This window comes from Flammeovirga sp. SJP92, assembly GCF_001583495.1.
Taxonomy (GTDB): domain Bacteria; phylum Bacteroidota; class Bacteroidia; order Cytophagales; family Flammeovirgaceae; genus Flammeovirga.
Genome location: NZ_LQAQ01000031.1, coordinates 61,046 through 82,276, shown reverse-complemented (window position 1 = coordinate 82,276; position 21,231 = coordinate 61,046). Strand labels below are relative to the sequence as shown.

Sequence of the window (21,231 nt, the reverse complement as noted above, 5' to 3'; positions counted from 1 at the left end):
GGGTAACTATACTAGTCTTTTAACTCAAAATTAGAATATTGTATTTTAAACCACTTCAATCCTTTCTTAACGAAAAAGTAATTCGCACTATCTAGTTTGAATACAGAATCTCCTTCATCAATCATAGTCGTATCATTCAAATTCTGCAACTTCCAGGAAGTTACAGAATCATACTTATAGCCATTTTCATCCCAATCATAAATTTCTCCTTGTATCTCAACATAAAAATGTCGCAGTGAATTATCCTTTTCTGTAATAACACCTTTAAATTTTGTCAAGTATAATGACGTGTCATACACTAATTGATCATCTCTCGATAAATATTTGTTTATCATACTAATTATGAAAATTATTGAAAAAGGAATCAAAATTATTAATCTTAATATCTCTTGAGATTTACTATTCTTCATAAAAAAATGTGTGAAAAGTGTGATTATCGAAGTATTCTATTTGAAAAAAAAACTATAGTTATCCGGTAGTTCAGACTACAAATTATCCTTCTTGAAAATGGTGTAAATAATTAACACATGGAGTAATGGTGTAGAAATTCATTTAATGTTTAAAATCACAAACTGGTATCAAAACTCTTAGATAAAGCTTTTTCACATATTCCTCTTGGTATAAAATTTCAGAATAAATCTCTCCATCTGCATCAATTATTTTTTGGTGATAATCTTCTATTTTCATAAAGGTCAATTTGAATTTCTTGGTTGCTAATTTCTGGATCTTGATTTTGTTATTTAACCGTATAATTGGGTTAATCTCATCATAATATTCACACCAAGCCGAGTTATTGTTTATGTAATCAATATAATAACCATCCAAATACGCATTCTCATCCATTAAAAAATCTGAGTATGAATATTTTTTAAAATTGTGAGTACTATCTACAATACAGACTAAGTTTGCTTCACCTCTTTTATGAATGAACACTTTATAGGGATTAATCAATTCAACTGTGTCCATACTGTAATACTTCATGTCATCTTGTGCAGAACTATAATTAGCACAACTCATGAAAAGGATCAATAATATTATATTTTTCATACTATTTATTCTTTTTTACTTTAAGTCAAGTGATAACATTATAAACAGCTAACACAGGTATACTCTTGGAAAAAATATCAAACATACCATATTTCATCTATTAATAACTATCATAATGAATCTTATAAACTGATTTACATGTATCAAAATAATTGCGGAAGTCATTCTTGATTTTCATTAGTGATTTATAATATAAATCAACAAAATCACTTTTATTCTTTTGTACATTCCTGTTACGAAAAGGTACTATTTTTATAGATTTTATCAGCTTCCCATTTTCTTCAGCCACGAATTCATGATAATCACTTAGATTACAAATACCTGAATCTACATAAATTGTATCTACTTTTACAGAAATAATAGTATCAAACAAAGAATCTAAATTAAGATCAGAAGTATTAAAATAATTGATTTCAGCTTCAACAACTTTATCCAAAATATATTGATCCCTTTTAATTGTATCTTCTGTTAAAGAGTACATTTGGTTAAAGACTCCATATGTTCCAAAGCCATCTACATAACGGACTTTCTTTTGACAATAAGACTTTTCTAAAGGAAATAGAAAAAATATCATCATTAATAAAACTATTCTAATTGTTTGCTTCATTTTTATTGAGGATATAAACTCAACACTGTTTATGTGTTTATATCGAGTTTGCTGTTAATATATATCACAGGTTACAACTTAATTCTTCCAACCGATCCCTTAAATCCAATTTCAATGATTCACAATACTCAGTACCAGGCCTGCTTTCATAAAATAATACCAAAATAATAGAGTATGTGTAATCAAAGTTTCCACTTTCTCCATGCTCTGGTAAAAATGGAAGATCGCCCCATATTTCTTTGTCCGAATAGTGAGGGTGGTATAAATCAAGATGAAATAGATAATACAAAAATTCGATCTTTTTACAATCCGATTGAATATTCTGATAAATGACGGATAAGTCCTTTTTTGCCTCTATTTTTTGAATTTCCAATGAATCAAATATTTCATTCAATTGGTAATCGTCTGGATCCAGTTTATAGTTGCTTAAAACTTCAGTGATGCTTTTTAAATCACTGCTATCCAAGTGTACTAATACATCTTCAAAATGACAAGTGCTACTCTCCTTTATTGTATCTAATTCATGAATTAAAGATGATGTTTTGGTTTGATTTGATACTTTATATGGAGAACATCCAATTAAGATAGACATTAGAACAAATAAGATAACCTTCATAAATGCTGTACATTAAAACAAGAATCTACATTTTTAAGCTTAAAATCAATTATAACTTATTCAAAAGATAAATTCCAAGTGAAGTGAACTCTTAACACCTAAAACTGTAGAGTAACTAGATGATATTGTCTTGAACACTCAAAACCACTTGAGATTTATACCTATGGTATTACTTTGAAGAACATTAATATCCATAGCGTTACAAAGGTCATTAAACTGATAAAAGTTATAGAGTTTGAAATCCCTTTTCCTAAATATAAAAAGATCACAAATAAAATAATACAAAATAAATTAGCAAGATCAACTCTATTACTTGCAATCACTGGATCTTCATTACCAACTCCTAACCCATTCATGAAAAAAATAAGTAATACAGAGTATCTTATAAGGTAAAAAACAATTAGACTTCCAAAAGGTACTAAAATAAATTTGCGCATAATAAAAGCTAATTAGACTATCAAATCAACTGCATAGACATAGCTACCTGAACTGCTTCGGTTGTATTCCCCACGGCCATTTTAGAAATGATATTCTGACGATGTGTGTTTACAGTATTAACAGAGATATTGAGTTTGTCTGATATTTGTTTGCTTAGAAGTCCGTCTCCGATTTCTTTTAGCACTTGGATTTCTCTTTTTGATAGATCGTAATTTTTTTGTTCCCTTGGAAATACCTTCACATCTCCTGTTTCAGTATTGATCACTTGAGCGGTACAGACTTTAGCTACTTTGGGTTGCATGGATTGGTCCAAGATGCCCAATGTGTATTTTAGGTTTTGCTGATCTTCTGTCATTTCTAATACCAAATGCTTCTCGATCACCCAAACGTAATCTCCCTTTGCGTTTCTGATTCTATACTCGGTAACATATTGTACATTGAACAAATCAAGATCTCCTTCTGCCATTAAATTAAGAAAATAACCGCTCATATAGTTGAGATGCTGAATGTCTTCAGGGTGGACTTCCTTGTCCATAAATCCTTTTTGGAGGTCCTCGTCGTTTTCAAAATCCCAGCCAAATATCTTTTCGTAATTTCTGGAGATGTAGGTATGATACTTTTTTTCAAAATCGAAAATAGTGACACAGCTTCCTAGTCTTTCGATTTGCTTTACGGTTGTAATATATTGATTTACAGATTTATCAAGTTCCATAAGTAAGTTCTTTAATAGTTGAAGTTAATTAATGAGTATTCCAAAAATCATTATTTTTCAGTATTGAATCAGTAGTTAAAATACACTCTCTTTGTAAAAGGAAAAATACAATCATCATCATTTAAAAAAGAGATCAAAACATGAAAAATATCCTTTTGCTACTATTTTTTTGCGTTACGAATATACAAGCTCAAAATTTAATCCACACTGTTTCTGGAAAAGTCATTGATAAAGATACACAGCAACCTCTGATTGGTGTATTAGTTTTCACACAATATAACGATACCACTACCTCGAATACTACCAATATTGATGGTCAATTTGAATTAAAATTACCGATGGGTCGTTATAACCTTCAGTTTCAGATGTTGGGTTATCAATCTTTTGTGCAAGAAGAAGTGGCAGTTCCTAATGCCTATGGCAATAACATCAGTGTTGCATTACAAGAAGATGAGACCGTTCTTAATGAAGTGGAAGTGGTGTATAAATCATCCAAAGATGAACCTCAGAATACCATGGCTATTGCTTCAGGTAGACAATTTACGGTGGAAGAAAGTAGTCGTTATGCGGGTGGATTTGATGATCCGGCAAGATTGGCTACGGCATTTGCGGGAGTGGCAGGTTCTACGGGTTCTAATGGTATGGTGATTCGTGGTAATGCTCCTAAAGGGGTTTTATGGCAGGTGGAAGATTTGCCTATTCCTGATCCCAGTCACTTATCAAATATTGTTGCTTTTGGAGGCGGAAGTGTGACAGCTTTGAGTACGTATGTAATGGATAATTCTGACTTTTATACAGGTGCTTTTACTTCTGATTATGGTAATGCAATGGCTGGTGTTTTTGACTTATCGCTGAGAACAGGTAATGCAGAAAAGAGATCCTATCAAGCACAATTGGGTGTGAATGGAATTGATTTTGGTGCTGAAGGACCTTTTAAGAAAGGAAGTGATGCGACATATTTATTCAATTACCGTTATTCTACTTTTGCTTTGCTAGCCCCAATTTTACCGGAGGAAATGGGTTTCCTGGGCTATCAAGATTTATCTTTTAAAGTGAATATTCCTACTAAAAATGGTAGTGAATGGAACATTTGGGCTGTAGGTGGTGCTGATCGTCAATATAGAGATGCTTCAAGAGATTCTACTGATTGGACCTTTGATGATGCCAACCAATCTTTTTCTACTAATATTCTGTTTGGTGGTTCTGGTGTGTCATATCAGGTGCCTGTCAATAAAAAAGGATATTGGAAAAATATAGTAGGTTTTACGGGCAACTCAACTTATTGGTCTTCTTCTGAGCTTGACAATCAAATGGTCAATCATACATTAGATGATTTTAAAAATGTACAGTATGACTTCTCTTATAAAACATACCTGCATTATAAATTCAGTAAAAAACATACAAACCGAACGGGTTTGACCATCACCCAAAAACATTATGACATCAATATGCAACAAGCAGAGCAAATGGGTGATCCGTTGGAAACATTTGCTGTGGGCAATGGGAACAGTCTGTTTGTACAAGCTTATACGCAATCCAAGTTTCAACTTTCTCAAAAATGGTCTATGAATGTGGGGGTGTATGGACAGTATTTTGAGGGAACGAATGCTTTGTCCATAGAACCAAGAGCGGCGTTGAAATATCAGATCAACCCTTGGCATTCGTTGTCTTTCAGCTATGGTTTACATAGTCAAATGGAAGCGTTGCACTATTATTTAATGCCTCAAAATGTGGAGGGTGTGGAAACGTACCCGAATCAATCTCTGGACTTCTCCAAGGCACATCATTATGTGTTAGGCTATAATTGGAACATCAATAATAATTTGAGGTTTAAATCAGAAATCTTCTATCAAGATCTTTTCAATATCCCGGTAATAGAAGGCAGTTATTTTTCGATGTTGAACCTTACGCATCAGTGGTTTGTGGACGCTCCTTTGGTCAATGATGGAACGGGTAGAAATGTTGGTTTGGATCTTACTTTTGAACAGTTTTTAAAGAAAGGCTATTATTATACCATCACTTCTTCCCTATTTGATTCAAAATACGTGGGCGGTGATGGTGTTGAGAGAAATTCCCAATTCAACAAACGTTATGTTGTCAATATTTTGGGAGGTAAAGAATGGACTGTTGGAAGGGAACGTAATAAGACGTTATCATTGAATGGTAAATTCACTTTTATGGGTGGTGATAGAAGGCATCCATTAAAGGAACAGGAGACGATTGAACAGGGAGAAATTGTGTATGATTATGAGCGTGCTTACAGTGAACAATTTCCATCAAGCAAAATTCTGAGTGTGAGTATGCTTTATAAAATCATGAAACCGAAGTACACTTCTCAATGGACGATTCAGATCATCAATGCATTGGGAGCTCCTGAATATTATGGGTATAGTTATAATCAAAAAACGGGAGCAATTACGGATGATACGGACGTTTTGATATTGCCGAATATTGCTTATAAGGTGATGTTTTAGATTAAGTCTTTTTTGTGATGGTTCGTGATGTGGCTCACGAACCATGATCAGCAGAAATCTCCCGATTTCTAAATATCAAAAATATTCGAAAATTGAGATTACTATGTATTTAACACTGTTTAAACAGCGTTTCAATGAAACAGAACTAACATAATTATAATTGCATTTATACTTTGTTACCCAAATTTTAAACTACTTTTATCACATAATGTGATATATATAATTGTATATATCACATTATGTGAATATTTCTAAATACCCCCTCAAGTTAATTGTATGTACAATCAATTTGATTAGATTGCGGTCGTAAATATTTAAATGATGAAGGAACAACTCTCTATTTGCTTGTAAGAATACAAGTTTAATCATTGTCTGATCATTCTAATTATTATTAAATCCTAACTAAATCATGATGAGAACAACAACCGGATTATCCCTATTGTTATCACTTTTCATTACGGCACAAAGCTGTCAACAACCTGATGATCAATCAAAACAAAACTCAGTCGTTGAACAAGAATATAAAGAAACAGCAACGGGATTACCAACACTGCATCAAGCTATCATTGATAATGATGAAAAAAGAGTTTTAGAACTCATCAAAGCAGGTGCAGATGTTAATCAGTTAGATTCTAAAATGGGCAATGCTCCTTTACACATTGCATCACAAGGAGATAATCCCAATCTCATTTTACATCTGATTGAAGCCGGTGCTTTTGTCAATTTGCATACACCTCATGCTGGTCACACTCCATTGATGGTGGCTACTTGGTACAGCAAACCTGAAAATATCAAGGCGTTATTGACAGCAACTGATATTAATATTTATGCTAAATCTCCTTTTGGAGGAAGAATAGCTAAGGACTTTATTGGCGGATTTGATCAACATCAAACTGAAGATGAACAAAAGAGAAATGCTGCTTTAATTGCTATTTTCAATGCTTATGAAAAACAATTAGAGAAAAAAATTGAGGCTCAAAAAATCTATCAAACAGTAAATGATAACACACTTTCTGATGAAGAGAAAGCCGACCTTGTGCAATCATTGATTGATGAAAATCAGAGTGTAAATACAGAATCTTTTGTCACTGGTGATGGAAATGACCGTCACTCTCCCCTATTGGTGGCTACAAGGAATAATTACCCTGCCACTACAAAAGTACTTTTGGAAGCAGGCGCTGACATTGGTCAGAGAGGTTATTTGATGAATGCAATTGCCTTTCATAAAGCAGGCTATATGGGCAATACTGAGATTATGAAAATGTTGGTACAACATAGTGATGCCGACAAATACATCAATGATCAAGGTTTAAATAATGGTTATACACCATTGCATGATGCAATCTGGCATGGTAATACTGAAGCGGCTAAAGTTTTAATTGATGCCGGTGCCCGATTGGACCTTAAGACCTATGAAGGGGATACTCCTCTTGACCTTGCTAAAAGGTATAACTATAACGACATCGTAAAGTATATCGAAAATAAACAATAAGACACTAAACCTTCGTCAACTATTAATTGATGTTTCTGCAAGCTTTTGATGTTCTACTTCAAATCCTCCTTCTTCTTCATTTTTGTCTTGAAACAAAAACGAAGCAAAAAATTCAAGGCTTTGAAGTCAAAAGCTAAATTTCATTCCTTTCACCTGAATGATTTTAAACTCGCTTTGCTCAAACAAAAAAATCATTTTAACCGGCTCATTCCATGAAATTCTTCACGCTTTTCCCTTCAAGGCCAACGGAAGAACTACAAAATGAAAACAGAGCACAAGGTAAATGTTTTTGCTTTAGTAAAGTGTAGTTCTGTAGGAATGTTGCAAAGGAACGAAGGCTTAGTATACAGTTTATTGTCACCCCTTAATTAATCAAAATAAATAGCGGGTATACCTATAGAAAAAACCGACAGTTCTTTGGTATATCCCGCTTTACTCTTCGTCTTTAATTCCGAGACTAAGAACCATAAAAATGAACTAATCCGTTGAGTTTATCATCATCCTTTTTTATAAAGTACAAATTCAAAATTATCTAATACTAATTCTATTTATTGTTTTGCGATTACTTCCTTCAAAAAACTTTCAATAGAACCACTATTCATACGTTTTTTAGCGTTGTACTCACAAAAAATAAATTAGAATTAACTATGATTTATTTTTGACTTAGTACTTAAATCATTTTAGAATAAGTAGTAAACTCTCTCTACTGCGTAATAGAATTGATCATTTTTTAAGGTCAATACAGACTTCTATTTAGGAGACCGCTCATGATATAACTCAACATACATTCAATCTAAATTATATTAAATGTTTCAACTTTATTATTACAAACTGTCCACATTAGCTGGTTGGAAGCTTATTCTCTTTTTATCTATTTTTTCCTCCATTTTTATTGCAGAGAATAGCTTTGCGCTCTCTCCACAATTAGTAGCTTCAAATGAAAGTACCCTCAATCAATTTAAGAACAACGTCTTTATTGAATTGGGTACCAACACACATGAAATTGATATTACAGCACTAAATAATGAGTATCACACGGTGATGATCACAAGTGATGATGAAGACCTTGTCACTGCAACAATACAAGGCAATCAACTGATTTTAACGCCACAAAATGATGAAGTGGGTGCCACACAGATCAGAATTAATGTCAATAATAGCATTACCGCTTCATTTACGGTTTTCATCAACAGTACGATTGATCGGTTAATGTATCAAGAAGGCTTTGAAAGAAATAATGGTCAATGGTTCTCTATGGGCAACAACAGCTCATGGGAATGGGGCACACCTAACAGTACGATCATTAATAAAGCGGCCAACGGAAGTGATAAGGCTTGGAAAACAAATCTTGATGGCAACTATAATCCACAAGAACAATCTTACCTTATCAGTCCTCTTTTTGATCTATCGGCTGTAGAAAAAGTAAAGATTTCATTTGACCTTTGGTGGGAATTAACGGAATCTATCTTTTTTGATCCTCGCGATGGTGTCAGATTAGAATACAGCACTGATTTGGGCGAATCTTGGCATTCACTCACCGATGAAGGTAGAAGCCAAAACTGGTTCAATGAAGGTAACATTCCAAGCTTTAATGGAGCTGGATGGGCGTATGAAGAAGAAAATGAAGATTATGTCCCTGCCTTTTTGGAATCTGAAAAACTCGGGGGTGAATCACAAGTGATGTTTCGCTTTTTCCTACATTCAATTAGTCACAATCCAACAGAAGGTTTTGCGTTTGATAATTTCTCTCTCCAAGAAGTAGATTATGACTTGGGTATTGAAACAGTAAACATTGTACATAACAATGTACAAGTCGGAGTTCCATTTTCGGCAGAAGTGACAGTCAAAAATTATGGTACAAAAGCATTGAATAATTTTAATGTCTCCCACCAATATAATGGTGCTGGAGAAATTACAATTACAGCTTCCAACACTATGTTAGCGCCTAATGCTGAAACAACAATTACGATTGATAATCTAGTTTTTGACAGAGGTGGTCAACAAGCCATTCAATTCTTCGTGGACCAAGCCAATGATGTGTTTGCCATCAATGATGAATTCAACTTAGAAATCTTGCCTCAAAGTGCAACAGATTTAAAAATCAATTCGATCGAAAAACCCATTGTTATTGCCGAAGGTGTTCCTTTTGAAGTTGAAGTTGAGGTTGAAAATATTGGCAGTAATGCATTGGGAGCATTTTCTATTTCCTATAAATTGGGTGATCAACCTAGAGGTTCCGTTAATTTTGATCAAGAAGTACTTGCAGGAGCTACCGCCACTGTAACGGTAACAGGTATAGTGGGAGAAGAAAATGGGACTTTCCCACTTGAATTGAGACTTTCAAATGATGGTGATAATTCGAACAACAGTATCACTGAAAATTTTACTATTTCCCCTATTCTTAGTAGTCTTCCTTACAATGAAAACCTAGAAAACAACGACGGTTCCTGGGTAGCTGGGGGCTTTAGAAGCTCTTGGGAATATGTAAACGGCAACGGCGGAAAGATCTGGAAGTCAGATATTGAATCCCATTATCTCAATAGAAAAGAAGTTTCTTATATCGTCAGTCCTGTATTTGATTTTACAGACATTGCTAAAATGCGTCTGTCAATGGACATTGAATATAACATCCAAAATGGTCGTGGTGGCGCACTGATGGAATACAGTACAGACTTAGGAAAAACATGGCACTTGTTAGGGCTAGGTTGGTACAATCACCACCGTTATGATTTAAATCAATACAGACCTATACTGCATAGAGATCACTGGTGGGCAGGAAATTCGAATGGATTCCAAAGACATACTGTTGAAAATGATCAAATTGGGAACCAACAACATGTGGTATTTAGATACCGTGTAGAAGCGCAAGACAGCAATCAATTTTCAAGAGATCATGAAGGATTTTCTTTTGATAATGTCACTATTTTATCTGCCAATCACAACCTAGCATTGACTAATATTCTCACTGACTTTGCTCCTGCAAATGGGAATTTTGAATTGAAAGTTGAAGTAAAAAACGAAGGTGGAAAAACACAAGACAACTTCAAAATTGCCTATCAAATTGATGGTGGTGAAGTAGTAGAAAAGAATATTACAACATCAATTACCCCTAACAGATCAAGCATCATTACTCTTGATGATGTTGAAGCACTGACAGTAGGTGAACATACAGTTGACGTTGAAATTGTATTGGATAAAGATTTTGACACAAGCAATAACACTTTCTCAAAAGATATTCAGGTATTGCCTATTGTTTCTCAATTCCCATATAATGAAGATTTTGAAAATGATAATGGTGATTGGTTTACTTATGGTTCAAACAATTCATGGGAATGGGGTGTAGCAACAGATCAAAAACAGGGCAACGTCTGGGCAACCAACTTAGATGGCCATTATAATCAAGAAGAAAAATCATACATCGTCAGTCCATTCTTTGATATATCCGAGCTTAGTAATATCGACATTTCATTTGATTCATGGTGGAACATCACTTTTGAAAGAGATTATATTACTGCCATAAATGATAATGTTGTCTTTCAATATAGTATAGATCAAGGTGTCACTTGGGTAGATTTTCACCCTAATGAGGAGAGTGAAAACTGGCATAATAAAGTATATTATTCAAATGGGCCATTTTTCTTTGGCACGGTCTCTTATTGGTCTGGTTCTTCATTGGATGAAAGTAATTCCTATGATTTTGTCAGATCAGTTTCAAATCTCTCAACCACAAATCATTTTAAAAAAGTATTATTCAGATTTTCATTCAACTCCTTTGATCACTTAAATACAGCAGAAGGTTTTAGCTTTGATAATGTTCGAATTATGGAAAAGATCAATCCACCAACAAATTTGGTTCTTTCCAATACTTCCACAACGCAATTGACATTCAATTGGGATAAAGTGCAAAATGCAACAAGCTATGAGTATGAACTAAGTACAGACCGTGATCACTTTGAGGCGAATATCAGCAACAGAGGAATGGTGATGAATGCAGAAACTGTACAGATAAGTAACCTCACTCCTTCTACTAAATATTACTTTAGAATAAAAGCGGTAAATAGACTTTTTGAAAGTGAATTTACCAATATCATTGAAGGTACAACAGTTGAAATTCCTACATTAGAAATTCCTTTGAATATAGTCGTTTCCAATACCACTACATCACAACTGACATTCACTTGGAATGAGGTACAAGACGCAACTAGTTATGAGTATGAGTTAAGTACGGACCATAGTGACTTTAATAACAACATTCTTACTCAAGGAACTGTTGATAATGGAGTTTCAATTGAATTGGAAAACTTAACCCCTGCCTCTACTTATTTCTTCAGAGTAAAAGCTAAACACTCTACAACTGAAAGTGCGTTTTCAGAAATCGTAGAAGGTACAACAATGGCTATTCCAACATTGGATATTCCTGCCAATGTAGTGCTATCGAATCCAACAACTACACAATTGACTTTTACTTGGGAGAAAGTACAAGACGCAACTAGTTATGAGTATGAGTTAAGTACAGATCGTAATGACTTTAACAACAACATTCTTACTAATGGATCTATTTCAAGCGGAGAAACTATTCAATTCGATAACTTATCACCTGCCTCTACTTATTTCTTCAGAGTAAAAGCTAAAAACAGTACTACCGAAAGTGTGTTTTCGGATATCGTTGAAGGAACTACAACAGCTATTCCAACATTGGATATACCTGCTAACTTAGTGGTTTCGAATCCAACAACTACACAATTGACTTTTACTTGGGAAAAAGTTCAAGACGCAACTAGTTATGAGTATGAGTTAAGTACAGATCGTAATGACTTTAATAACAACATTCTTACTCAAGGAACTGTCGATAATGGAGTTTCAATTGAATTGGAAAACTTAACCCCTGCCTCTACTTATTTCTTCAGAGTAAAAGCTAAAAACAGTACTACTGAAAGTGCGTTTTCGGATATCGTTGAAGGAACTACAACAGCTATTCCAACATTGGATATACCTGCTAACTTAGTGGTTTCGAATCCAACAACTACACAATTGACTTTTACTTGGGAAAAAGTTCAAGACGCAACTAGTTATGAGTATGAGTTAAGTACGGACCGTAGTGACTTTGAAAATAATATTAGCAATAAAGGAATGATTGTGAACGCCACCACAGTTCAAATCAATAACTTAAATGCTGCCTCTACCTATTTCTTTAGAGTAAAAGCGATAAATAGCAATACAAGTAGTGCATTTTCTGATATTATAGAAGGCATTACGGAAGCTATTCCTACTTTAGATGCACCTATGAATTTAGTCATTTCAAATGCATCGACAACTCAATTGACTGTCTCTTGGGATAAAGTAGAAAACGCAACAAGCTACGACTACGAGGTAAGCAATGATGAACATTTTACGGAGAGTCAAATTATCATTAAAAGTTCAGTAAATACCACCGAAGTGATTCTTGAAAACCTGATCAGCAGCACTACTTACTATGTAAGAGTGAAAGCAAAGAATAACCAAGTGGAAAGTGACTATTCTACTACAGAATCGTTCGCTACAGTTGATATTGTTTCCTCAATTGATGATCATTTCAACAGCAGTATTAAGGTGGCACCTGTCCCTGCTTCACAATACATCATCATCACATTTGATGACAATCCCAGAGGTCAGTTTGTGCTCTTTTCTTTAAAGAATACCTCTGGACAAACCGTCAGAGAGTGGAATAAGGTGGGTCAAAAATCGATTACGTTAGATATTAATACACTGCCATCCAACATCTACTTACTTCAGATATTGATTGATGGTCAATACTTTACAAAGAAAATCATGAAAAAGTAATTTCTTTCACAGTTTCCAAAAACAACCTTTCTCACTGAAATGGTTACGGCTTGCTACAACTCTTTGGTTGTAGTAAGCCTTTTCTTTTTAATCAATTCTACCACCTAATTGATTTTCTGATTACATATCTAAATACAAGGTTTTTTATAGTTACCCTCTTAAATGTAGCATAACAGCATGTACAGTGTGTAAGTCCTAGCATGTACAACGGTACATAGGAGCATCTACGGTGTCTAAGTCCTAGCATATACAACATGTACATAGGGGCATCTACGGTGTCTAAGTCCTAGCATATACAACATGTACATAGGGGCATCTACGGTGTCTAAGTCCTAGCATATACAACATGTACATAGGGGCATCTACGGTGTCTAAGTCCTAGCATATACAACATGTACATAGGGGCATCTACGGTGTCTAAGTCCTAGCATATACAACATGTACATAGGGGCATCTACGGTGTCTAAGTCCTAGCATATACAACATGTACATAGGGGCATCTACGGTGTCTAAGTCCTAGCATGTACAACATGTACATAGGGGCATCTACGGTGTCTAAGTCCTAGCATGTACAACATGTACATAGGGGCATCTACAGTGTCTAAGTCCTAGCATGTACATAGAAGCACGTACGGTATGTTGCATCGCAATGTCCTCACATACCACAATACATAACCATTAACTATTCATAAAATATTCGTCTAACATACAAGACGAACCTATCTATAATTTTGATTCTCCTGAGAAGAGTTTTTAAACATTAAAACTAAATCTCTAATGTCTTTACACAAAAATAAAACCCTAACTAATAGTAATTAGGGTTTTATACTCTCTTTGTACTTATCTATATATTTATGTCTAAATCTCACCTATATAACACTATGGCATACTGTTAAGTTCCCTGCATTCAAAATAGTGTCTATAAATATTTCAACTTTAGCTCTTTTTAATTTATAGATAGTATACATTATTTTATTTCTTACTGATCCATTGAGGAACTGCTATAAAATGAGTTGCGCTACTAGAATTAAACTGAGCTTTTTGTCGCTCAATAGCATTATCTTTATTTGGTCCACTGAATTGCCCCCACATTGAATATTCAATACGATATGGACGAACATAGTTTGTTACACCGCCTTGGTGCTTTTCCACACGATGTGTACCAATAACAGCTTCATCGACTGATTCAAGTGGACTTTGAGCATAAGAAGGTAGGTCAATAAATCTATTTTGTTCAGAAATTGTTCTTTCCATAAAACTTGGATACCCTGTTCTATTCAACAGTGAAAATGCTTCAATAGACTTATCGCCAATCAATGATAGCCAGTGCTCGGTAATAACTACCTCACGTTTATTCGCAGAAGCATTATAACGAGCTATTGCATCATCTACATACTTTATTTTGTTTGCTGAATGATCATACGCTGAATTTGTTTGTAATTTATACCTATCCACTAACGAAGTTTCAACATCAGCTCCACCAAACCCAACAGCATCATATTTAGATTGGGCCAATTCAATAGCTTGTTTAAAAGCATCATTATTGTTAATTCCATACTCTGGAATTGTTGATGCTTCTGCAATTAGGAACATCACTTCATCCGCTCCAAGAACAATCGTAGGAGATGTTCCATTAAAAGTTGCAGGTGATATTGCAGCAGGCATAATATATTGTCCAACACTAAAATCCATTGTTTGGTCAGCCCAATACTCTACATGTTGTATAGTCTTATTATTTTCTGTATAAAATAACCCACGTCCACCATCACTTGTCGAAGCTAAACGAAGACCTCTATAGTGTACTTTTTTAAAGTTTCCATTATTATTCATCCCCGCAATTGCAAACGGATCAAAATTATCATAGTTCTCATATTTCGTATAGGCTTCAGATGACCATGTGTAATCAAGGTGTGAAAATAATCGGAAAATTCTAGGGTCTTGATTCGCTTGCATCAACTCTAACGCTTCAGGCGAAATGAAATTACCACTAAAGCCACCAACTCTTGATTGATTGACTACACCATAACCGTTTATTGAATTTCCCCAAGGGCCTCCCTCTTCTGTATGGTAGATAACCGGTACATCTTGCCATGATTTTATATAACCACCAGTGTGATTGTATCCCATTTTAAAGACCTCAGCACCACGAACCGGATTCGCTTCTGACATCAATACTCCAATCTTGATAAATAATGAATTGATTAACTTTATGTAACCGTCTTTATTATTCACACCAAAGTTGTATCGTATTGCATCTTGAACATCATCAATAGAGTCTAAAACTGTACGAGCCTCAGTCAAATCATAAATCATTAACTCCAAAGCTTCTTCCTGTGTATCAAACTCAGGGTAATAGATTCCTGCCGTAAAACCTTTCTTTGTTGCTGAATATGGAATATCACCATATAACTGAGTTACAAGTAATTGATTGATTACATTAGCAACATCAAGTTGAGCAATTTTGACATCTGCATCACTTAGATTACTATTCGATAGCTCCAATCGAGTAGATGCATAAGATGGTGTTATTATTGAATACAATAAATCAATTAACGCACTTGAAATGGCATCGTTAGTGGTAAAACCGCTACCATATGTAAGATAGGTCGAATTAGTACCTGAAAGCGGTCCTGCAAGTAGGATTTGTGCTCTCCAAGAGGAATGCCCATTACTATAAATTTGTGATTGTGCTTTATCAATCTCTGAATTAGCAAATGTTGTATTTATTCGTTCACTACTTGTTTCAGTTGTATTCACTTCCTCTACTAATTTATTAGTACAAGAAGATAGCCCAGCAATTACAAGTATGCTAAGTAATATAGTTTTTTTCATTTTTAAAGTTTGATTTCAATTCTACGGTCATTCCAATCAATACCTCCAATTTCCACTTGGTTTCCATTGGTAATTTCGTTGTCCTTATCCACTAATGCGTCAAAAATAGTTTTGATATCTATGTCAAAATCAATTCGATCTCCAATATTTATCTCAAGTTGATCTAAATCAGACTCCCATGAATAATACTCACTATTTTCCCAATTCAACGTGTCATATTTTGCAAAAGAAACATAAATATGATCAAATACACCAGACGTTTCAATTGATCTATAGTTCTCCGTAGGAACAATGTTATAGTAAGGGTTACTTTCCGTCTCGATAAAAAAATATTTTTCTAAATTCCTATATTGCCAATCTTCATTCCCCCAATTTTGAAGATAGTAACGTTCTGTAACGGTAACAGACTCATTTGTTCGTAATCTAATATTATAAGTAAAATCAGATGGGATTTCTGATGTTGCATTAATTTTATACACAAAACCTTTCGGTTCAAGCTTCATATTAAATTCAAGGTCCTTATCAATTACCTCGATCGATCTTTTTGCAATACCCATACAGTTTCCAATATGATCATCAATACGAATGTCAATAATGTATTTGCCAGGTACTACTTCTGATAATTCTACAACATCAGATCCAGGAGTAGAATCAAATAAAAGATCTCCAGATTCGCTACGTAATGTAAAATAACAATACTGACCTTCAAAATAATTGTTATTTGTTCGATTGAAGGATACAAATTCTGGTGGTGACAATGCAACCTTAATAGAGTAGGTTTTGTCTGTTGGTATCACAGAGTTTTCTTCTTGCTCTGAAGTACTACAGGCAAAAGCAGTACATAGAACTAAGAAAACTAAAACTAGGTTCTTCATAAAAAAATTGATGAATAAAATTGGTTCAAAAAAATTGGTTTTAAAAAATTGTTTGCTATTTCAAATGTATGACAAAAGAAAGAATCTATTTCTTAATAAAACTAAAGTAACAACGATATAATTATCAAACTAATTATGAAAAGAAGTAAATATTAGTAGGATTATATTTCTCTTTATCAAAAGCTGTTACTACTAAATTTAATTACATGTTAAGTAAATAACATTTCTTGTCAAGTGTATAACCTGTAAACAAACGGACAGCAAATACATCTCTATTTCTTCTTACTGGAAAATAATGATTGTATTCTAATGTCAATGGATTAGACTTTTGTGTATTACCCATAAAAGCTGAATGTGTCACAAAGTTAGTCTTAATTAAGTAACCACTGCGAGGGTAGGATATATTAGATCGTTTATCAATAGATACTTCAAGCGTTAAACCGTAAATAGTTGAAGCACTTTGTGGCATCTCAGCTGTAAATAATGTATTAAAGCGAGTATAGGTGTGGCCCATCCCTGCATATACATCTTTGAACACTTTTCGGCTTACATGTAAATCTGCGTAGTCTAAAACTGCATTATATCGATACGATCGGTTAATTTGACTTCCTACGAATGTCAGGAAATTGAAATCACCAACACCAGCCACTGTAGATATTCTCCATTTATCTTCATTGAAGTAAAACTGACCAAATGCCATTACCCTCCATGTACCGCTTTGACTATACATAGAAAAAACACCTACACAGGAAAATGGAGAAAGGGTATCTTTTTCTGATGGATTAAACACTAATTACTGGAATAACTCCAATCGTAGCTTCTGACTGTACACCATAATCTACATATGGCAGAGGAATAAACTTAGCTTTTCCTTGAATTCTGTCAGAACCGCCCCATGTTTCCAAATTGAGCAAAACAGGAGAGAAAGAATTTAAAATATGAAATGAAAATAGGCCTTATCAGTTGTGAATTTTGTTTACTATTCTAATAAGTATGAGAAATGATGCAAAACCCTATCATAAGTACCCGTTCAAAATTATCTATAGCTTAAATGCATTTAAATTATGATCAACTACTTAACTCTATTTATCATTTCAATGTTTTTATTCAAAGCCTAACGATAATTTTAAAACGCAAAACCCTACCTATATAATAGGTAGGGTATCTACAATCAAAACAGTAAATAATCAAATCTTGAAGCAAGGTTAGTTATTTCATAAACTTAATAATACATCATTTACAACGATCTCATTTATCAATTTCTTGGCACGGATCATCATCCGCACCGTAGTAGACAGTAGTTGGGTTATAGATAATGTTGATTTAATTGGCTTAACTATCTAACTTACACTCTACTTAACGCACATTCAGAACAGTACGATTTCCTCAATAAGCCCAAAAAGTACCTTATTCGTCCATTTTGATTTGAAAAAAGTATTTCTTGCACTTTTCTAAGTATATAATAAATGAACAAGCACTTATTTATAAAAAGCTTTATCTTTATTTAGTACAGTGTCAAAAGGAAAAAGATCGTTCGTCTTTTGAAGTAGTACATATTAGAATCAAAATTACCAATTGAAAAGAATGGAATACGAGCTAGTTTATCAGAGTGAGTATATCACCAATTTTTGGAATGCACCCAACAAAATTCTAAGAACTATTTGGACAACCCCTATCAGCATGCCGGAAGAAGTATACCGGCAAGAAGTTTTATCACATTTAGATATTACGCAAAAATATGCACCACAAGGAATGTTGGTCGACTCAAAAAACGCCTATTATAATGTAATGCCTGAAACCCAAGATTGGATCAACCAAAAATTTGTTGGGGTTGTAGCTGACATTGGACTTACAAAAGTGGCTTGGATAGTCTCTGAAGATTTCTTCGCACAGATCTCTTTTGATCAATTTATTGATGATGCAAAAGATCAACAAGCATTAAAAATCCAATACTTCACCAACAACGAGGAAGCCATTGAATGGCTATTAAAATAATTCATTTTGTCCTAAAATTAATGTATGAAGGGGAGTCAAACTCCTCTTTTTTTGTACCCTTTTTTTCAGTTTTAATCATTTTTTGAAATAAGAAACAGCCAAAACAACCCTTATTAGCAAAGTGTGAATTCATTATACACTTCACCACTTCAATCAATCTCATTAATAACGGGTGAAGATTATCACTAATTAAAATTCCTTTACATTTGAAAGAGGACTTTATCTATAAAAAATTATACTATTTCAGTACAAATGAAAATATTTTAGTGTGATATAGACGCTTTTAAGCGAAACAGTGACAACGCTCACCAAAAAAATAAATTTTAATATCAATAATTGCAATGCAGTAATACAAAATTTTTTATTTCATACTTCTATTTATGGCTAAATTCATTTACACTCTATTATTAATTTTATCATCAACACACGTATTTTCACAGGAACAAACCTACGACGTCTCAATTTTTAAAAACGTAAAATTCCCAAATGTAATTACAGTCGAAAATGAAAACTTAAAACTAAATGGACATGGAATGCATTCGTCAGGCCTATTTAAGCTTTTTGTATGCGGACTGTATGTTTATGAAAGAACTGATGATCCAATTAAAATTATCTACGATGACCATGCAAAAATGATTGAAATGGTCATCACATCCAATCAATTCCAGTCGGATAAGACTATTGAAGAAGTGAACCGAGTTCATGACGAAAACATGAAGCTAATGAAGTCAGGTGAACTTGGTGACATGGTCAATAACATCAAGAAATTTGATGGTATTATTCCACACAAAATGATCTCTATTGACAAGAGTTTTAAAGACTCTATTATTAAAGCCAATAACGGTCAGATTGATAACATTGTCGGTGACATCGAAACTTTCCTCAGCATGTTTCAAGAAGAAGTAAAAATCGGTGACCACTTCAGATTCACATGTTACAACAACGAATTGCACCTCTCAAAAAACAACAAAGAGAAAGGAGTAATTCAAGGAAAGGAATTCCAAAAAAGCCTTTTAAACATCTTCATTGGGAACATGACATTCAATGAATCCCTTAAAGAAGATTTACTTTCTAAAGATCTTTAAGATCCCACATCAGTAGTAAAAGCCGTTGTTTCTTCTTGATTCAACGGCTTTTTTATTTTGAACACTTACTAAAGAAAATAACGATTTATAGATAATATGGCACTTAGGTTATTTATACCTTTATTTAAAACAAAAGACTATTAATTCAGTTCATCAATTTGTAACTTCTTATTACATCGCATTTACTCCCAAAAACACACTACTATTTTTGACAATGAACCACAAAATCTTCTTCTTTCTCATGATTGGCGTTTTCGTTTTTTTCCAATGTAAAAAAGATCTCCAAGAAAAAACGACCACTGTATACACAGTGAACGTTGAAAAAATAAAGGCTCAGAAAATACAACCCTCTTTAGATCTTTTTGGGGAAATAAAATCAGAAGGTAAGCATGAGCATTCATTTTTGATTGATGGAAAATTAGCGGTTATCAAAGTAAAGGAAGGTCAGAATGTCAAGAAAGGAACAGTACTGGCTCAACTGGACAGAGTGGATTATAATGAAGCTGTAAAAATTGCAAAAGCCCAATTAGATGAAGCCAATGACCAACTAGAACGTTTAACAAAAATGTACAAAGCGGGAAGTTTGGCGGAAGCAGATTATAATAAAATCGTCTTCTTACAGCAACAAGCAAAATCCAATTATACACTCTATCAAAACAAATTGGACTACACAACACTTAGAGCAGCAGTGAGTGGTACGGTCAGTAAAATCTGGGTCAAAAACGGTGGTGGTATTTCAAAAGGAGAACCAATTATTAGAATCATTAATAATAACTCTGTTTTTGCTACGGTTGGAATTCCAGAAAACAAGGTCAATAACATTGATTATAATAAAGAATGCAAAATCATAATCAATGCTACTCAAGATACCATTATGGGTAAAATCACCACCCTTCACCCGACCGCAACCCTACTTTCAAGAACTTTCCGTTTGGATATTTTGATTGATAATAAAGAGCATAAATACAAAGAAGGAATGCTTTGTAATGTGGAGGTTTATGAGAATGGCAGTGAAGAAAAAATAAGTATTCCTATACAGTTAGTCACCAAAGACATCGATGGTCTCAATTATGTATTTGTAAAAAGAAAAGGACTGGCTCACAAGCAAAGAGTTTTCCCTGGGAAGATTACTGGAAACAACATCATTATTGACAAAGGTTTATATGCCAATGATGAATTGATTCTTAATCCACCTATCAATTTAATGGATGGAAGTGCTGTAAAACTTTAAAAACCGA

General features: G+C 33.9%; 14 protein-coding genes and 1 pseudogene. 6 read left to right on the top strand and 9 right to left on the bottom strand.

What is annotated here, in order from left to right:
* Nucleotides 1-11 precede the first annotated feature (11 nt).
* The 5 genes from AVL50_RS07550 to AVL50_RS07525 all read right to left on the bottom strand — a co-directional run bounded on the left by AVL50_RS07550 (nt 12) and on the right by AVL50_RS07525 (nt 3,420).
* Entirely contained in the window at nt 12-335 is a 324-nt protein-coding gene (locus AVL50_RS07550) for a hypothetical protein (protein ID WP_062615877.1), read from the bottom strand.
* 217 nt (nt 336-552) lie between these two features.
* Entirely contained in the window at nt 553-1,047 is a 495-nt protein-coding gene (locus AVL50_RS07545) for a hypothetical protein (RefSeq protein WP_062615876.1), read from the bottom strand.
* Nucleotides 1,048-1,147: 100 nt separating this feature from the next.
* Entirely contained in the window at nt 1,148-1,654 is a 507-nt protein-coding gene (locus AVL50_RS07540) for a hypothetical protein (RefSeq protein WP_157491197.1), read from the bottom strand.
* 64 nt (nt 1,655-1,718) lie between these two features.
* Nucleotides 1,719-2,270 (bottom strand): hypothetical protein, encoded by a 552-nt coding sequence (locus AVL50_RS07535; protein ID WP_157491196.1) that lies wholly within the window; start codon nt 2,268-2,270, stop codon nt 1,719-1,721.
* A gap of 457 nt (nt 2,271-2,727) precedes the next feature.
* Nucleotides 2,728-3,420: a LuxR C-terminal-related transcriptional regulator gene (locus AVL50_RS07525; RefSeq protein WP_062615872.1), complete on the bottom strand. Its 693-nt coding sequence runs from the start codon at nt 3,418-3,420 to the stop codon at nt 2,728-2,730.
* A gap of 140 nt (nt 3,421-3,560) precedes the next feature.
* Here AVL50_RS07525 and AVL50_RS33805 point away from each other — a divergent pair.
* The 3 genes and pseudogenes from AVL50_RS33805 to AVL50_RS07510 form a co-directional block, all read left to right on the top strand.
* Nucleotides 3,561-3,887: pseudogene (locus tag AVL50_RS33805) on the top strand (carboxypeptidase-like regulatory domain-containing protein); the annotation flags it as partial.
* Between the two features lie 2,416 nt (nt 3,888-6,303).
* Nucleotides 6,304-7,386: an ankyrin repeat domain-containing protein gene (locus AVL50_RS07515; RefSeq protein ID WP_062615870.1), complete on the top strand. Its 1,083-nt coding sequence runs from the start codon at nt 6,304-6,306 to the stop codon at nt 7,384-7,386.
* An 807-nt stretch (nt 7,387-8,193) separates the two neighbouring features.
* Nucleotides 8,194-13,206: a fibronectin type III domain-containing protein gene (locus tag AVL50_RS07510; protein WP_062615869.1), complete on the top strand. Its 5,013-nt coding sequence runs from the start codon at nt 8,194-8,196 to the stop codon at nt 13,204-13,206.
* Nucleotides 13,207-14,178: 972 nt separating this feature from the next.
* Here the strand turns inward: AVL50_RS07510 and AVL50_RS07505 are convergent.
* The 4 genes from AVL50_RS07505 to AVL50_RS33705 form a co-directional block, all read right to left on the bottom strand.
* On the bottom strand, nt 14,179-16,038 hold the full coding sequence (locus AVL50_RS07505) for a SusD/RagB family nutrient-binding outer membrane lipoprotein (RefSeq protein ID WP_062615868.1): 1,860 nt from the start codon (nt 16,036-16,038) through the stop codon (nt 14,179-14,181).
* A 2-nt stretch (nt 16,039-16,040) separates the two neighbouring features.
* On the bottom strand, nt 16,041-16,913 hold the full coding sequence (locus tag AVL50_RS07500; RefSeq protein ID WP_062615867.1) for a hypothetical protein: 873 nt from the start codon (nt 16,911-16,913) through the stop codon (nt 16,041-16,043).
* Nucleotides 16,914-17,115: 202 nt separating this feature from the next.
* Entirely contained in the window at nt 17,116-17,643 is a 528-nt protein-coding gene (locus AVL50_RS07495; protein ID WP_062615866.1) for a BamA/TamA family outer membrane protein, read from the bottom strand.
* A gap of 52 nt (nt 17,644-17,695) precedes the next feature.
* Nucleotides 17,696-17,818: a hypothetical protein gene (locus AVL50_RS33705; RefSeq protein WP_256366107.1), complete on the bottom strand. Its 123-nt coding sequence runs from the start codon at nt 17,816-17,818 to the stop codon at nt 17,696-17,698.
* A gap of 679 nt (nt 17,819-18,497) precedes the next feature.
* Here AVL50_RS33705 and AVL50_RS07490 point away from each other — a divergent pair.
* The 3 genes from AVL50_RS07490 (at nt 18,498) to AVL50_RS07480 (ending at nt 21,224) form a co-directional block, all read left to right on the top strand.
* A complete protein-coding gene (locus tag AVL50_RS07490; protein WP_062615865.1) occupies nt 18,498-18,908 on the top strand; it encodes a hypothetical protein in 411 nt (136 codons plus the stop codon).
* A 380-nt stretch (nt 18,909-19,288) separates the two neighbouring features.
* On the top strand, nt 19,289-19,993 hold the full coding sequence (locus AVL50_RS07485; protein ID WP_062615864.1) for a chalcone isomerase family protein: 705 nt from the start codon (nt 19,289-19,291) through the stop codon (nt 19,991-19,993).
* A 214-nt stretch (nt 19,994-20,207) separates the two neighbouring features.
* Entirely contained in the window at nt 20,208-21,224 is a 1,017-nt protein-coding gene (locus tag AVL50_RS07480; RefSeq protein ID WP_082795709.1) for an efflux RND transporter periplasmic adaptor subunit, read from the top strand.
* Nucleotides 21,225-21,231: the final 7 nt, after the last annotated feature.

Bases quoted from the DNA above. Each gene is read 5' to 3' on its own strand.
- AVL50_RS07550 (WP_062615877.1), bottom strand. From the start codon at position 335: ATGATAAACAAATATTTATCGAGAGATGATCAATTAGTGTATGACACG.
- AVL50_RS07545 (WP_062615876.1), bottom strand. From the start codon at position 1,047: ATGAAAAATATAATATTATTGATCCTTTTCATGAGTTGTGCTAATTAT.
- AVL50_RS07540 (WP_157491197.1), bottom strand. From the start codon at position 1,654: ATGAAGCAAACAATTAGAATAGTTTTATTAATGATGATATTTTTTCTA.
- AVL50_RS07535 (WP_157491196.1), bottom strand. From the start codon at position 2,270: ATGAAGGTTATCTTATTTGTTCTAATGTCTATCTTAATTGGATGTTCT.
- AVL50_RS07525 (WP_062615872.1), bottom strand. From the start codon at position 3,420: ATGGAACTTGATAAATCTGTAAATCAATATATTACAACCGTAAAGCAA.
- AVL50_RS07515 (WP_062615870.1), top strand. From the start codon at position 6,304: ATGATGAGAACAACAACCGGATTATCCCTATTGTTATCACTTTTCATT.
- AVL50_RS07510 (WP_062615869.1), top strand. From the start codon at position 8,194: ATGTTTCAACTTTATTATTACAAACTGTCCACATTAGCTGGTTGGAAG.
- AVL50_RS07505 (WP_062615868.1), bottom strand. From the start codon at position 16,038: ATGAAAAAAACTATATTACTTAGCATACTTGTAATTGCTGGGCTATCT.
- AVL50_RS07500 (WP_062615867.1), bottom strand. From the start codon at position 16,913: ATGAAGAACCTAGTTTTAGTTTTCTTAGTTCTATGTACTGCTTTTGCC.
- AVL50_RS07495 (WP_062615866.1), bottom strand. From the start codon at position 17,643: ATGTATAGTCAAAGCGGTACATGGAGGGTAATGGCATTTGGTCAGTTT.
- AVL50_RS07490 (WP_062615865.1), top strand. From the start codon at position 18,498: ATGGAATACGAGCTAGTTTATCAGAGTGAGTATATCACCAATTTTTGG.
- AVL50_RS07485 (WP_062615864.1), top strand. From the start codon at position 19,289: ATGGCTAAATTCATTTACACTCTATTATTAATTTTATCATCAACACAC.
- AVL50_RS07480 (WP_082795709.1), top strand. From the start codon at position 20,208: ATGAACCACAAAATCTTCTTCTTTCTCATGATTGGCGTTTTCGTTTTT.